The 13,978-nt window shown below is 72.8% G+C and carries 16 protein-coding genes and 1 pseudogene; 12 read left to right on the top strand and 5 right to left on the bottom strand.

What is annotated here, in order from left to right:
• Window positions 1-73 precede the first annotated feature (73 nt).
• The 4 genes from GCE86_RS12255 (at window position 74) to GCE86_RS12240 (ending at window position 3,015) form a co-directional block, all read left to right on the top strand.
• Window positions 74-892: a basic amino acid ABC transporter substrate-binding protein gene (locus GCE86_RS12255; protein WP_154227067.1), complete on the top strand. Its 819-nt coding sequence runs from the start codon at window positions 74-76 to the stop codon at window positions 890-892.
• 79 nt (window positions 893-971) lie between these two features.
• Entirely contained in the window at window positions 972-1,766 is a 795-nt protein-coding gene (locus tag GCE86_RS12250; RefSeq protein ID WP_091258375.1) for an amino acid ABC transporter permease, read from the top strand.
• A 4-nt stretch (window positions 1,767-1,770) separates the two neighbouring features.
• Window positions 1,771-2,565 (top strand): amino acid ABC transporter ATP-binding protein, encoded by a 795-nt coding sequence (locus GCE86_RS12245; protein ID WP_154227066.1) that lies wholly within the window; start codon window positions 1,771-1,773, stop codon window positions 2,563-2,565.
• 27 nt (window positions 2,566-2,592) lie between these two features.
• Window positions 2,593-3,015 (top strand): acyl-CoA thioesterase, encoded by a 423-nt coding sequence (locus tag GCE86_RS12240; protein WP_154227065.1) that lies wholly within the window; start codon window positions 2,593-2,595, stop codon window positions 3,013-3,015.
• On the opposite strand, the pseudogene GCE86_RS12235 reads toward GCE86_RS12240, so the two are convergent.
• Window positions 3,012-3,269: pseudogene (locus GCE86_RS12235) on the bottom strand (helix-turn-helix domain-containing protein); the annotation flags it as partial. The gene GCE86_RS12240 and the pseudogene GCE86_RS12235 overlap by 4 nt on opposite strands.
• A gap of 113 nt (window positions 3,270-3,382) precedes the next feature.
• Between GCE86_RS12235 and GCE86_RS12230 the strand changes: the two are divergent.
• The 6 genes from GCE86_RS12230 (at window position 3,383) to GCE86_RS12205 (ending at window position 9,129) form a co-directional block, all read left to right on the top strand.
• Window positions 3,383-3,670 (top strand): DUF1905 domain-containing protein, encoded by a 288-nt coding sequence (locus GCE86_RS12230; protein WP_154227064.1) that lies wholly within the window; start codon window positions 3,383-3,385, stop codon window positions 3,668-3,670.
• On the top strand, window positions 3,667-4,449 hold the full coding sequence (locus GCE86_RS12225; RefSeq protein WP_154227063.1) for an SIR2 family NAD-dependent protein deacylase: 783 nt from the start codon (window positions 3,667-3,669) through the stop codon (window positions 4,447-4,449). Before GCE86_RS12230 ends, GCE86_RS12225 begins: the two co-directional genes overlap by 4 nt.
• 98 nt (window positions 4,450-4,547) lie before the next feature.
• Window positions 4,548-5,792 carry a low temperature requirement protein A gene (locus GCE86_RS12220; protein ID WP_154227062.1) on the top strand — a complete coding sequence of 415 codons (1,245 nt, stop codon included), beginning with the start codon at window positions 4,548-4,550 and terminating at the stop codon, window positions 5,790-5,792.
• 105 nt (window positions 5,793-5,897) lie between these two features.
• Window positions 5,898-7,250, top strand: coding sequence for an extracellular solute-binding protein (locus GCE86_RS12215; protein WP_154227061.1), 1,353 nt, complete (start codon window positions 5,898-5,900; stop codon window positions 7,248-7,250).
• A gap of 8 nt (window positions 7,251-7,258) precedes the next feature.
• Complete coding sequence (locus tag GCE86_RS12210) at window positions 7,259-8,209, top strand: carbohydrate ABC transporter permease (protein ID WP_154227060.1); 951 nt, start codon at window positions 7,259-7,261, stop codon at window positions 8,207-8,209.
• Window positions 8,206-9,129, top strand: a complete 924-nt coding sequence (locus GCE86_RS12205) for a carbohydrate ABC transporter permease (RefSeq protein ID WP_244317276.1) — start codon at window positions 8,206-8,208, stop codon at window positions 9,127-9,129. The genes GCE86_RS12210 and GCE86_RS12205 overlap by 4 nt, the downstream gene beginning before the upstream one ends.
• Window positions 9,130-9,135: 6 nt before the next feature.
• Here the strand turns inward: GCE86_RS12205 and GCE86_RS12200 are convergent, their stop codons facing one another.
• Both GCE86_RS12200 and GCE86_RS12195 read right to left on the bottom strand, forming a co-directional pair.
• On the bottom strand, window positions 9,136-9,906 hold the full coding sequence (locus GCE86_RS12200; RefSeq protein WP_244317306.1) for an alpha/beta fold hydrolase: 771 nt from the start codon (window positions 9,904-9,906) through the stop codon (window positions 9,136-9,138).
• Between the two features lie 191 nt (window positions 9,907-10,097).
• Complete coding sequence (locus tag GCE86_RS12195) at window positions 10,098-10,862, bottom strand: DUF427 domain-containing protein (protein WP_154227058.1); 765 nt, start codon at window positions 10,860-10,862, stop codon at window positions 10,098-10,100.
• 168 nt (window positions 10,863-11,030) lie between these two features.
• Between GCE86_RS12195 and GCE86_RS12190 the strand changes: the two genes are divergently transcribed.
• Window positions 11,031-12,254 (top strand): multidrug effflux MFS transporter, encoded by a 1,224-nt coding sequence (locus tag GCE86_RS12190; RefSeq protein WP_154230468.1) that lies wholly within the window; start codon window positions 11,031-11,033, stop codon window positions 12,252-12,254.
• 61 nt (window positions 12,255-12,315) lie between these two features.
• Window positions 12,316-13,245, top strand: coding sequence for a diacylglycerol/lipid kinase family protein (locus tag GCE86_RS12185; RefSeq protein WP_154227057.1), 930 nt, complete (start codon window positions 12,316-12,318; stop codon window positions 13,243-13,245).
• A 3-nt stretch (window positions 13,246-13,248) separates the two neighbouring features.
• Here GCE86_RS12185 and GCE86_RS12180 read toward each other — a convergent pair whose 3' ends face one another.
• Window positions 13,249-13,512 carry a hypothetical protein gene (locus GCE86_RS12180; RefSeq protein WP_244317275.1) on the bottom strand — a complete coding sequence of 88 codons (264 nt, stop codon included), beginning with the start codon at window positions 13,510-13,512 and terminating at the stop codon, window positions 13,249-13,251.
• 19 nt (window positions 13,513-13,531) lie between these two features.
• Window positions 13,532-13,930 carry a DUF2267 domain-containing protein gene (locus tag GCE86_RS12175; RefSeq protein WP_154227055.1) on the bottom strand — a complete coding sequence of 133 codons (399 nt, stop codon included), beginning with the start codon at window positions 13,928-13,930 and terminating at the stop codon, window positions 13,532-13,534.
• Window positions 13,931-13,978: the final 48 nt, after the last annotated feature.

The following is a 13,978-nucleotide window of genomic DNA, read 5'->3' as shown; positions in this document are numbered from 1 at the left end:
CGTCCCCTGTCACATCGTCTTTGCACCAGCCCTGGCTGGCTGTCATACCAGGGTCGAACGGAGGGACACTGCCGTGACGTTCCAGAGCGCAGTCCGCAGGGTCGGCGTCGTCGTGGCGATCGCCGCTCTCGCGGCGAGCGCGGGATGCGCCAAGAAGGAGGACGGCGAGACCCAGGCGAGCGGCGTCAAGCTCGTCCAGAAGGGCAAGCTCACCGTCTGCACCCACCTGCCGTACGCGCCGTTCCAGTCGAAGGACGCGAGCGGCAAGGTGGTCGGGTTCGACGTCGACGTGATGGACCTGGTCGCCAAGGACCTGGGCGTCGAGCAGACGATCGTCGACACGCCGTTCGAGGGGATCAAGTCCGGCCAGGACCTGAACACCGGCAAGTGCGACGCGGCCGCCGCCGGCATGACCATCACCGAGGAACGGCAGAAGGTCATGAACTTCTCCGACCCCTACTTCGACGCGACCCAGGCGATGCTCGTCAAGACCGGCAAGCCGTACAAGTCGCTCGACGACCTGCGGGGCAAGAAGGTCGGCGTCCAGGCCGCGACCACCGGCCGCGACTACGCCAAGAAGCTCGCCGACGAGAAGGGCCTCCAGCTCGTCGAGTTCGAGGACCTCGCCGCCGAGCAGCAGGCCCTCGCCAACGGCCAGGTCGAGGCCGCCATCAACGACCTGCCGGTCTGGACCGAGTACATCAAGGAGCACCAGGGCGGGTTCGAGGTGACCGCCGAGTTCGACACCGGTGAGCAGTACGGCTTCTCGGTGAAGAAGGACGGCAACCCGGAGCTGCTCAAGAAGATCAACGACGTGCTCGCCAAGGCGAAGCAGGACGGCACCTACGACACGATCTACGAGAAGTGGATCGGCAAGAAGCCGAACGCCTGAGCCACCACCCGGACGGAGGGCGCGCCCCGCGCGCCCTCCGCGCCGGCACCCCTCCGCACCGTCCAAGGAGCGCTCGAACGTGAAGCTGCGACGCCGCCAGCGAGAGCGGCTGTCCCTCTGGCTCCAGTACCTGGCCTTCGTGGCCGTCATCGCCGTGGTGATCTTCGCGGCGGACTGGGGCCGCCTGCGGGAGGCGTTCTTCCGCGTCGACATCATCGAGTCGATGTTCCCGACGATCATCACCGTCGCGCTGCGCAACACGATCCTCTACACCCTCGGCGCGTTCGCGTTCGGCCTGGTCTTCGGCACCGTCCTGGCGCTCATGCGGCTGTCCCGGGTCGCGCCGTACCGGTGGGTGGCCACGGCCTACATCGAGCTGTTCCGGGGCCTGCCCGCGCTGCTGGTGCTGTTCCTCGTCGGCTACGGCATCCCCATCGCCTTCCCCGAGCGGGAGATCCCGGGCGGCGTGTTCGGGTCGATCGCCATCGGCCTCGGGCTGACCGCCGCCGCGTACATGGCCGAGACCATCCGGGCCGGCATCCAGGCCGTGCCGAAGGGGCAGATGGAGGCGGCGCGCACCCTCGGCATGTCGCACTTCACGGCGATGCGCACGATCGTCATCCCGCAGGCGTTCCGCATCGTGATCCCGCCGCTGACCAACGAGCTGATCCTGCTCACCAAGGACTCGTCGCTCGCCTACGTGCTCGGCGTGACGGCGCAGACCATCGAGGTCACGAAGTTCGGCCGGGACACGCTGAACGACCGGGTGAACGCCACTCCGCTGCTGGTGGCCGGGCTCACCTACCTGATCATCACCCTGCCGCTCTCGCAGGTGGTACGCCGCCTCGAACTCCGCTACGCCAAGGCCCGGTGACCCCATGACGACCAGCCCGTCCCAGCCCGCCGTCGAGATCCGCGACCTGCACAAGTCCTTCGGGCCGCTCGAGGTGCTCAAGGGCATCGACTTCGAGGTCGGCCACGGCGAGGTGGTCTGCGTCATCGGGCCGTCCGGGTCCGGCAAGTCGACGCTGCTGCGCTGCGTGAACCTGCTGGAGGAGCCGACCGCCGGCAAGATCTGGGTCAACGGCACCGAGATGACCGACCCGGACGTCGAGATCGACGCGGTACGCCGCGGCATCGGCATGGTCTTCCAGTCGTTCAACCTGTTCCCGCATCTGACCGTGCTGGACAACCTCACCATCGCCCAGCGCCGGGTGCTGCGGCGCGGCCGCGCCGAGGCCGAGCGGGTCGCGCGGGCCAACCTGGACCGGGTCGGCCTGAGCGACAAGGCCGGCGCGTTCCCGGCCCAGCTCTCCGGCGGGCAGCAGCAGCGGGTCGCCATCGCCCGGTCGCTGTCCATGGACCCCGAGCTGATGCTCTTCGACGAGCCGACCTCCGCGCTCGACCCCGAGTTGGTCGGCGACGTCCTCACCGTCATGCGCAAGCTGGCCGAGGACGGCATGACCATGATGGTGGTTACCCACGAGATGGCGTTCGCCCGGGACGTCGCCGACCGGGTGGTCTTCATGGACGGGGGCGTGGTGGTCGAGCAGGGGCCGCCGGAGGAGGTGCTGGGCGCGCCGCGGCACGAGCGGACCCGCGCGTTCCTCTCCCGGGTCCTCGACCCGACCCACGTCGCGCAGCTCGGGCGGCCCGACGAGACCGCCGGGTGATGTCGTACCGGTGACTAGGCTCGACCCATGGGAGATCCGTTCCGGGTGCGCGTCACCGTCCGCGGCTACGAACTCGACACCCAGGGCCACCTGAACCAGGCCGTCTACCTCCAGTACGCCGAGCACGCCCGCTGGGAGTGCCTGCGCGCCGCCGGCATCCGGCAGGACCGGCTCCTCGCCGGCGGGGTGGGGCCGGTGGCCCTGGAGGTGACCCTGCGCTACCTGCGGGAGCTGCGCGGCGGCGACGAGGTGGACGTGTCCTGCGAGTTCCGCTGGGGCGAGGGGAAGACCTTCGAGATCGTGCAGGACCTCACCCGTCCGGACGGGACCCCGGTCGCCACGATCACCGGGGTGGGCGGCCTGCTCGACCTGGCCTCGCGGCGGCTGGTGCCCGACCCGCGCGTGCGGTTCCGGGAGCTGGCCACCGACCCCGCGCCGATGAACCTCTAGGCGCCGGCGCGCAGGTAGGCGAGCACGGCCAGCACCCGGCGGTTGGTGTCCTCGGCGGGCGGCAGGTCCAGTTTCGTGAGGATGTTCCCCACGTGCTTGCCGACCGCCGCCTCGGTGACGTGCAGCCGCGCCGCGATCGCCGCGTTGGAGTGGCCCTCGGCGACCAGCGCGAGCACCTCCCGCTCCCGCGGTGACAGGGCCGCCAGGGGATCCCGGGGACGGCGCAGCAGGTGCCGCACCACGCCGGGGTTGAGCCGCGGCTGGGCCCCGTCGTGCACCCTGGCGGTGTTCCCCCCGCTGGTGTGGACGGTGCTGGTCGGCCTGCGGCTGTTGCGGGCCGGACGGGATCGACGCCTATCCTGAGCGGGTGGAGCTGGAGTTCAGCGGCGAGGTGTGGTTCTGGCGGGGGCCCGCGCCCTGGCACTTCGTCACCGTGCCCGACGAGCTGTGCGGTGAGCTGGAGGCCGCCTCGGCGTCGGTCACGTACGGCTGGGGGATGATCCCGGTGACCGCGCGGATCGGCGGGACCGGCTGGCAGACGTCGCTCTGGCCCTGGGAGGGGCGCTACATCGTGCCGGTGAAGACCGCGGTCCGCCGGGCCGAGGGGATCGCGCTGGGCGACCGGGTCGACGTCCGCCTGACCCTCACCCGGTGACCGGCCGGCGGGAGCGGGAGGACCTGGCGCCCGCGGCGGAGGTGCTCGCGGGGGCGCGGCGGCTGGTCGTGTTCACCGGCGCCGGAATGTCGGCCGAGAGCGGCGTGCCCACCTTCCGGGACGCGCTCACCGGCCTGTGGGAACGGTTCGACCCCCGGTCCCTCGCGACCCCGGAGGCGTTCCGCGCCGACCCCGCGCTGGTCTGGGGCTGGTACGAGTGGCGGCGCGCCGCCGTCGCTCGCGCCGAGCCGAACCCCGGGCACCGGGCCGTGGCGGCGATGGCCGCCCGGGTGCCGGACACCGTGGTGGTCACCCAGAACGTCGACGACCTGCACGAGCGGGCCGGCTCCGCCGGCACGGTCCACCTGCACGGCAGCCTGTTCGCGCCGCGCTGTTCGGCCTGCGCCGCGCCCGCGCCCGGACCCGGTGCCGAGCCGGAGGAGGGCCGGCGGCTCGACCCGCCCCGCTGCGGGCACTGCGCCGCGCCGGTCCGGCCCGGGGTGGTGTGGTTCGGCGAGGCGCTGCCCGAGCCGGCCCTCGCGGCCGCCGTCGAGGCGGCGTACCGCTGCGACGTGCTGCTCACCGTCGGCACGTCCGGCCTCGTGTACCCGGCCGCCGAGATCCCGCAGGTCGCGGCCCGCCGGGGCGGCACCGTGATCCAGGTCAACCCCGAGGAGACGCCGCTGGACGCGGTGTGCGCGGTGAACCTGCACGGACCGGCGGCCCGCGTGCTCCCGGCCCTCGTGCGGGCCGCCTGGGGTGCCGCCGCGGACGTGTGACCGGGCGCCCCGCCGATCACCGGAATCCCTGCACCGCTCCCGCCGGGCCGCCTACCGTCGGCGGAGGCGAGCGGTCGGGGCGGCGGAGGGGCGACGAGGTGGGGCGGGACAGGACACGGTGGCGTCCGTCGTGGCCGCGCCCGCCCGCTCCCGCGCCGGCCGGGCGCCGGGTCACGCCGTTCGAGATCTTCTTCGACCTGGTCTTCGTCTTCGCGCTCACCCGCATCATGTCGCTGATCGGGCGGCAGTCCACCCCGGCCACCATGGTCCAGGGGCTGATCCTGCTCGTGCTGCTGTGGATCGCCTGGTCCTCGTACACCTGGTTGGGCAACCAGACGCGGGCCGAGGTCGGCATGGTCCGCCTCGGGTTCCTGGTCGCCATGGCGGCGTTGTTCGTGGCCGCGCTGGCCATGCCCGAAGCCTGGACGTCCGGGCCGGGCCTGGACGGGCCGCTGCTCGTCGCCCTCGCCTATGTGCTGCTCCGCGTCGTCCACCTGGGGCTCTATTACTGGGCGGCGGCCGGGGTGCCCGGGCTGCGGCCGCGGATCCGGTTCTTCGCGGCGGTCAGCGCCGCCGGCTGGGTGCCGCTGCTGCTCGGCGCGCTGCTGAGCGGGACCGCGCACGCCGTCCTGTGGGTGGTGGCGTTCGTCGTCGAGATCGGCGGGCAACGCCTGTCCTACGCGCGGCGCGGCACCTGGCCGCTGCGCAGCGCCAGTCACTTCACCGAGCGGCACGGCCTGGTGCTGATCATCGCCCTCGGTGAGTCGCTGGTCGCCGCCGGGGTGGGCGCCGCCTCGGCGGTGACCCGGCCGCCGGTCCTCGGTGTGGCGCTGGTCGGCTTCGCGGTCACCTCCTGCCTGTGGTGGCTGTACTTCGACCGGGCCGGACCCGCCGCCGCCCGCGTGCTGGCCACGGCGACGGGGGAGCGGCGGGACCGGATCGCCTCGGACGCCTACAGCCAGACCCACCTGCTGCTGATCATCGGCGTCATCTACCTGTCGCTCGGTGTCGAACAGGTGCTCGCCCTCGTCGCCGGCGGCCACGGCGAGGCGCACGACGAGGGCGCCACGACGACCTGGTCCGCCTCGGTGGCCCTGTACGGGGGTGCCGCGCTCTTCCTGGGTGGCCGGCTGCTCTTCCTCCGGCTCACCGGGCAGCCGGCGCCACCGGCGCAGCGGGCCGTGGTCGTGCTGGTCCTGCTCCTGCTGCCGCTCGGTGTGCTGCTGCCGCCCGCCGCGGCGCTCGGCGTGCTCGGCGTGGTCCTGCTCACCGCGGTCGCCGTCGAGCGGCTGTCGGGGCGGCGCCGGACGACCGCCGGTGCGCCTCCTCCCGAGGGCGGTTGACATCGACTGACCGACGACTTCTCCGAACCGGGTTTGAACGTTCGGCGAACCGGAGAAGTGCAGGTCGCGCGGGCAGGGTGGCCCGCGCGACTACGGGAGGTTGCCATGTCACGGAGACTGCGGGCGACCGCGTTGGCCGGGGTGCTGACCCTGGCGATCAGCGGCTGCGGCGGAGTGGGCGGCGGGGGTGACTCCGGCGGTGGCGGCGGCAAGGGCAGCGGCGCCCTGAGCACCATGGGCTTCGGCCTCTCCGACGAGATCGCCAAGACGCGGGTGGACGCCTTCAAGAAGGACCACCCGGACGTCCAGCTGAACATCACCGAGGGCGCCTTCGACGAGCAGCAGTTCCTGTCGGCGGTCGCCTCGGGCAACCCGCCGGACCTCGTGTACATGGACCGCAAGCTCATCGGCACGTACGCCAAGCGCGGCTCGATCCAGCCGCTCACCGACTGCGTCGAGAAGCAGCGGATCGACCTGGGGCAGTACCGGCAGTCCGCCAAGGACCAGGTCACGCTCGACGGCACGGTCTACGGCATCCCGGAGTTCTCCACCGTGCGGGTGCTCTACCTCAACGAGGCGCTGCTGAAGCAGGCCGGCCTGACGGCCGACGACGTCAACCTCGCCGACTGGGCGAGCCTGCCCGGGGTCAACGCCAAGCTGGCCAAGGTCTCCAACGGGCGGCTCAGCCGGATCGGCATCGACCCGAAGATTCCCGAGTTCCTGCCCATGTGGGCCAGGGCCAACGGCGCCGAGATGATCTCGGCGGACGGCGCCAAGGCCAACCTGGCCGACCCGAAGGTGGTCGAGGCGCTGACCACCGGCGTGAAGCTCATCCAGGACCAGGGCGGCTGGGGCAAGTTCAAGTCGTTCCGGGACACCTTCGACTTCTTCGGCGCCCAGAACCCCCTCGCCAAGAACCAGATCGCGGCGTGGCCCATGGAGGAGTGGTTCCTCAACCAGGCCGCCAAGAACAGCCCCAAGGCCGAGCTGGTCGTGAAGCCGTTCGTGGACCGGCAGGGCAAGCCGCTGAGCATGTCCAACGGCCAGGCGTGGGTGATCACCAAGGGCGCCAAGAACCCGGACGCGGCCTGCGCCTTCGTCAAGCAGATGACCGCCACCGACACCTGGTTCGCCGCCGCGAAGGCGCGAGCCGAGGCCCGCAAGGCGGCCAACCTGCCGTTCACCGGCGTCTGGACCGGCAACACGGCCGCCGACAAGAAGATCTTCGACGAGCTGTACCAGCCGACCGGCAACAAGCGCTTCGACGACGCGGTGGCCACCATCCGCGAGGCCCAGGACGCCGCGTTCGCGATGCCCGCCTCCCCGGCCGGCGCCGAGTTCGACAAGGCGTGGACCGACGCCGTGAACCGCGTGCTCTCCGGGCAGGCGCAGCCGGCCGACGCGCTGGCCCGGGCCCAGCAGGAGGCGACCGCCGCGCTGGACAAGGCCGCGGGCTGAGCCCCGACATGGCCACCACCGTCACCCCTCCCGTCCCGGGCCGGCGGCGCCGCACGCCGCTGGCCCGGCGGGAGGCCCGCTGGGCGTACGTCTTCCTGGCGCCCTGGATCGTCGGGTTCCTCGTGTTCACGGCCGGCCCGATGATCGCCAGCCTCTGGCTCAGCTTCACCGAGTACGACGTGATCAACGCGCCGCGGTGGAGCGGCCTGGACAACTACCGGCAGCTCGTGTCGGATCCGCAGGTGGCGCGCAGCCTCGGCAACACCGTCTACTACACGGCCCTGCACGTGCCACTGGTGATGCTGATCTCGCTGGGGCTGGCCCTGCTGCTGAAGCGGGTGGGCCGCTGGCAGGGCTTCTTCCGTACCGTCTTCTACCTGCCGGTGATGACCCCGGCGGTGGCCGTCGGCATCCTGTTCCTGCTGCTGCTCAACACCCAGGACGGCCTCATCAACCGCGGCCTGGCGCTGCTCGGGATCGACGGTCCGAGCTGGACCACCGACCCGGACTGGGTCCTGCCCGGCATCGTGCTGATGAGCCTGTGGAGCCTCGGCTCCACTGTGATCATCTACCTGGCCGCCTTGCAGAACGTGCCGCGGGATCTGTACGAGGCCGCCGACCTCGACGGGGCCGGCGCGTGGGCGCGGTTCCGCCACGTGACCCTGCCGATGATCTCAGGCGCGCTCTTCTTCACGTTGATCGTCAACACGATCGCGTCGCTGCAGATGTTCACCGAGGTCTACACCATGTACTTCGGGAACCGGCAGACGCAGGGCTCGTTCAACAGCGACGCGGCGTCGTTCTACGTGATCCACCTGTTCCAGGAGGCGTTCCAGTTCCTCCACATGGGCTTCGCCTCGGCGATGGCCTGGCTGCTCTTCGTGATCATCCTGATCATCACGGCCGTGCAGGTGAAGCTGAGCAACCGGTTCGTCTACTACGAGGGGGAGGACCGGTGACCACGACGAGTCAGCCGGTGGGCACCGGCGTCGCGAGCACCGCGGTCGCGCCCGTGGCGCCCCGGCCGGACCGGGCGCGGGAGGACGGCCCGCGACCGCGCTGGCAGCGGGTCCTGTTCGTCGTCACCCTGGTGGCCGCGGCGGTGATCTTCATGCTGCCGTTCGTCTGGCTGGTCAGCGCCTCGCTACGGCCCCGCGAGTACGTCTTCGCCCCGGGCTTCCTGCCCACGCCGTTCGCGCCGGACAACTACGCCGAGGCCTGGCACGCCATGCCGCTGCTCACCTGGCTGTTCAACAGCGTGGTGGTCGGGGTGGCGGCCGCCGCCGCGGCCACCCTGTCCAGCGCGTGGGTGGCGTTCGGGTTCGCGTACTTCCGCTTCCCCGGCCGGAACCTGCTCTTCGGTCTCGTGCTCGCCACCATGATGCTGCCGTTCGCGGTCACCATGATCCCGACCTACCTGATCTGGAACCGGCTCGGCCTCGTCGACACCCAGGTGCCGCTGTGGGCCGGCAACCTCTTCGGGTCGGCGTTCTACATCTTCCTGCTGCGGCAGTTCTTCCTCTCGCTGCCCCGCGAGTACTTCGAGGCGGCCCGGGTCGACGGGGCGAGCTATCCGCAGCTGTTCTGGAAGCTCGCCTTCCCGCTGATCCGCCCGGCGCTGCTCGTGGCGTTCGTCTTCGAGTTCAAGGCGAGCTGGACCGACCTCATCAAGCCGCTCATCTACCTGCGCAACGAGCAGCTCTACACCCTGCCCCGCGGGCTCAAGGTGATCCTCGACCGGTTCGGGTACGGCGGCGAGCAGCAGTGGGAGATCGTCCTCGCCGGCAGCGTGATCGCCACCGTACCCATGATCATCTTGTTCTTCCTGGCGCAGCGGCACTTCGTGGAGGGCATCGCCACCACCGGCCGCAAGGGCTGACCGCCCTCAGCCCGCCGGCTCGTCGAGGAAGGCCAGGGTGACCGCCGCGAACAGCGGCGAGGTGAAGATGCTGTAGTGGGTCAGCCCCGGCAGGATGGCCAGCGCGTGCCCGCCCTTCGGCCGGCCCTCGTTGGCCCAGCCGCCGTCGCGCAGACCGCCGTCGAGCAGCTTGAACACCTCGACGTAGTGGCTCGGCGGCGCCATGTCGGCGTCGGCGGCGACGATCAGCGTCGGCACCCGCAGGTTGCGGACCTCCTCGGTGAGGTCGAAGTCCTCGGCCATCAGCGCACCGATCTTGTCGAGCAGCCGGGGGAAGTCCTCCGGACGCGGCGCCACCCGCTGGTAGAGCTGGTACATCGGGGTGTCCCTCATGAACTCCGCGGCGGCGCCGGTCACCTGGCCCTGCTGCGCGCGCATCTCGGCGTAGACGGCGTCGGAGCGCACGTGCGCGGACGCCGCGACGAGCCGGCCCAGCTTCTCCGGGTGGGCCACGGCGGCGCGCAGCGCCACCCCGCCGCCGAGCGAATAGCCCACCAGGTCGGGCCGGTCCAGCCCGAGGTGGTCGATGAGCGCGGCGATGTCGTCGGCCATCGTCCGCAGGTCGAGCGGGCGGTCGACGTCGGCGGTGCGGCCGTGACCCTGCAGGTCGACGGCGATGACCTGGTGGCGCGCGGCCAGCGCGGGCAGCACCGGCCCGAACATCTCGCCCGAGCCGAGCCCGCCGTGCAACAGGATCAGCGGGTGCCCGGTGCCGTGCGTCTCGTAGTAGAGGTTGATGCCGTTGACCTCGGCGTAGCGGCCGACGCCCGCGACCTCGGCGGTCCAGTCGGTGGCGGTCACGGTGACGCTCCTCCCGTGCGGCGGCGATGGTGGCGGTGCGGACCCCGACGGCGCCGGCCGTGAGGTCACGGACCGCGGCCCTCACCCTACGCAGCGGCGGGGGCCGCGCGCTGCCCCGCCGCGCCGGGTCAGGAGAAGTGCGTCCGCGGCCGGGGGAGGCGTTTCCCGTCCACGATGAGGTCGACCTTCTCGTTGTAGAAGGCCACCAGCCCGGCGATCGGCAGCAACGCGGCCGTGGGGAAGTCGTACGACCAGGCCAGATCCGGGTGGACCCGGTCGCCGGCGCGCACCGACCAGTAGCCGCTGGTGCGCCCCTTGTACGGGCAGGCGGTCCGGGTGCGGGACGGCACCAGATGCCGGAAGCGCACGTCGGTGCGGCTCAGGTAGTAGCGGGTCGGCAGGCCGGTCTCGAAGACCAGCACGGGCGAGGTCGACTCGGCCAGCACGGTCCCGTCCAGCTCGACGCGGACCCGGCGGGTGGAGCGCAGCGCGTCCACCCGGGCGTACGGGCTGCGCGGGTGGACGAACACCTCCTCGTCCTCCTCGAACCAGGCGTCCAGAGCGGACCAGTCGAACCGGATGGTGTCGGCCAGCCCGGGCGGCGCGTCGGCGCCGTACCACCGGGCGCAGGAGGCCCGCGCGAACTCGCCGGTCCGCAGCCCGTGCACCCGGGCGGCGCCGAACGGGGTCTCCTCGGTGCGCCCCTCGTCGACCAGCAGGTCCCGGCGGACGTCGGCGGCGGGAACGTAGTACTGCGGGTAGGGCGGCCACTCCCAGACGTACCGCGCCCGGCTCGTGTCCAGGACCAGTTCGCCGGCCAGGAAGGCGCGGATCCGGCGGGGCGCCGGCTCGATCCGGCCGACCTCGGCGGCCGGCTGGGGGTACTCGGGCACGTGTCTCTCCTCTCGGTGCCGACCTGCGGCGGACGGTTCAACGAGCCGATGTGACCTGGGGCACCTTCGGTCATGACGGGAATGAGATCCGCTCCCGGTGATTTGCTGCCAGGTGTGACCACTGCGCAGTCCTCTCCCGCCCCGACCGCCGAGACACCGGGTGACCTGATGAGCCGCGGGCAGCAGCTGCGCCTCGTGCTGGTGCTCGGCTCGCTCATCGCGATCGGGCCGCTGACCATCGACATGTACCTGCCCGCGCTGCCGGCCATCACCGCGGACCTGGAGACCACCTCGGCCGCCGTGCAGCTCACCCTCACCGGCACCCTCGCCGGGCTCGCCCTCGGCCAGCTGCTGATCGGCCCGCTCTCCGACGCGGTGGGCCGGCGCCTGCCGCTGCTCGCCGGGATCGCGCTGCACATCCTGGCCTCGCTGCTCTGCGTGGTCGCGCCAACCGTGCAGGTGGTGGGCGTGCTCCGGGTCCTGCAGGGCCTGGGCGTGGCGGCCACCTCGGTGGTCGCCACGGCCGTGGTCCGCGACCTGTTCAGCGGCGCCGCCTTCGCCCGGCTGTTCTCCCGGCTCATGCTGGTGATGGGCGCGGCGCCGATCCTGGCGCCCACCCTCGGCAGCGGGCTGCTGCGCTGGTCGGACTGGCGGGGGGTGTTCGTGGCCCTCGCCGTCTTCGGCCTGCTGCTGGTCGTGGTCGCGGCGGTCGGCCTCCGGGAGACCCTGCCGCCGGAGCGCCGCCGCCACGGGGGCGTCGCCGCCGTGGGCCGGGACTACCGCGCGCTGCTGCGGGACCGGACGTTCGTCGGGCTCGTGCTGGTCACCGGGCTCGCCATGGCGGCGCTCTTCGCGTACGTGGCCGGGTCGTCGTTCGTCTTCCAGCAGCGGTACGGGCTGGACGAGCAGCAGTTCGGGCTCGCCTTCGGCGCCGGCGCGGTCGGGCTCATCACCGCCACCCAGCTCAACGTGCGGCTGCTGCGCCGGTACACCCCGCAGCGCATCCTGGTCACCGCGCTCATCGTCGGCACCGCGGCCGGTCTGGTGCTGGTGGCCTTCGCCGCCACCGGTGTCGGCGGGCTGCCGGCCGTGCTGGCCGCCCTCTGGGTGGTGCTCGCCGCGGCCGGGCTCGCCATGCCCAACGCGCCGGCCCTGGCGCTGTCCCGGCACGGTGAGGCGGCCGGCACCGCCGCCGCGCTGCTGGGCGCCGTCCAGTTCGGTGTCGGCGCGCTCGCCGCGCCGCTGGTCGGCGTGCTGGGCACCGGCAGCGTGGCCATGGCCGCCGTGGTGGCCGGTGGCATGGCGCTGGCGCTGGCCGTGCTGCTCACCGTGGTCCGGCCGGCCCGGCTGGCGGCGGTCGAGCCGGCCGCGGTCGCCGTCGCGGCGCACTGACCTCGACGCCGGCCCGCCGTTGCGACCCTGATCGGCGCGCCGGCGGATAGGGTCGGGAACCGTGCGGACCAAGCAGGAGCTGGGGGCGGCGATCCGGGAACGGCGACGGGCGGCCCTGGTCGTCAACGCGCACTCCCGACGGGGCCGCCGGCTCTACGAGACCGTCCACTCCCGACTGCGCGCGGCGGGCTTCACCCTGCTCGGCGCGTACCCGGTCGACCGGCCCGGCGAGCTGGACCGGGTGCTCGCCGAGGCCGCCGGCCTCGGCCCGGACCTGCTGGTCGCCGGGGGCGGCGACGGCACCATCGGCGCGGCCGCCCGGCTGCTCGCCCACCGGGACATGGCGCTGGGCCTGCTGCCGCTGGGCACCACGAACAACTTCGCCCGCACCGTCGGCGTCCCGCTCGACCTCGACGCCGCCGTCGCGCTGCTCACCGACGGCAAGGTGATCGACGTCGACCTGGGGCTGATCGGCGACACCCGGTTCACCAACCACGTCGGGATCGGGCTGTCGGCCGACATCATGCTGACCGCGCCGCCCCGGCTGAAGCGGGTGGTCGGCCGGCTCGCGTACCCGCTGACCGCGCTGGGGCTGCTGGCCCGGCACCGGCCGCTGCGGGTCACCGTGCGCGCCGAGGGGCGGGAGCACGGCTTCGCCACCCACCAGGTGTACGTGGCCAACGGCGGCTTCCACGCCGGCCGGCCGATCACCGCGGACGCCAACGCCGACGACCGGCTGCTGGTCGCGTACCCCGTGGGTGGGCCGTCCCGGCGCGGCCTGCTGCGCGAGACGGCGCGCAACGCGGCGGCCGGGTACCGCCGCACCCTCGGCGACGAGCCGTTCCTGGCGGTCCGCCAGCTCTGGCTGGAGACGGACCGGCCCGCGCGGATCGAGGTCGACGGCGAGCCCTACGGCGAGACGCCGGTGCGGATCGGGCTGGACCCGAACGCGCTGCGCCTGATGGCCGCGGCGGACAGCCCGGACCGCTGAGCGTCAGGCCCAGCGCTCCTCGTCGGGCAGCGGGATCTCCTGGTTCTGCTCCACCGCGTCGGCCGGCGTGAGGTCGTCGCGGACCGCGTCGGGCAGGCCCGTCGCATCGCTCGGCGCGGTCAGCACGCCCTGCTCGGCCAGGTCCGCCTCGGTCGCCTCCGGCACCGCGTCCGCGATCGTGTCCGGCGGGCCCACCAGCGTCTCGTCCTGGCGCTGCTCCTGCGCGTCGGCCTCGGGTGGCCGGCGCAGCGGATCCTCGTCACCCACGCTCATCGTCCGGCGCCCGTCACCGACTGCGCTGGACGAACGGCGCGGTCTGGTCGACCACGTCGCCGTACTCCGCCGGGAGCTGGGCGACCGCTTCCGCGTAACCGGCCGGGTCCACGGCGTCGCGGAGCACGTCGAACACGGCCGTCACGCCGTCGCGGGCCCGCTCCACGTCGATGTCGGCGCGCCCGCTGACCCGGGCCACGAAGACGTCGAGCCCGAAGCGCTCGCCGGTCTCGCTGCCGCCGAAGGCGTACGCCCGCAGTGCCTCGGGGAGCCGGTCGGCCAGGTCCCGGGCCTCCCCGCCGTCGATCCGTTCCGCCAGTGTGGTCAACGTGGCGCGCGTGACGGCCGCGGCCTGCTCCGGCGACATGCCGCAGCGTTTCGCCACCGAGCCGATGAACTCGTCCTGGTCCACCTCGACGCCTCCCTCTCCTGGAGGAAGGCGTCTTCCCGCGCTCCGTCC

Source organism: Micromonospora terminaliae, from assembly GCF_009671205.1.
Taxonomy (GTDB): Bacteria; Actinomycetota; Actinomycetes; order Mycobacteriales; family Micromonosporaceae; genus Micromonospora; species Micromonospora terminaliae.
This window is presented reverse-complemented; position numbering and strand designations above follow the sequence as displayed.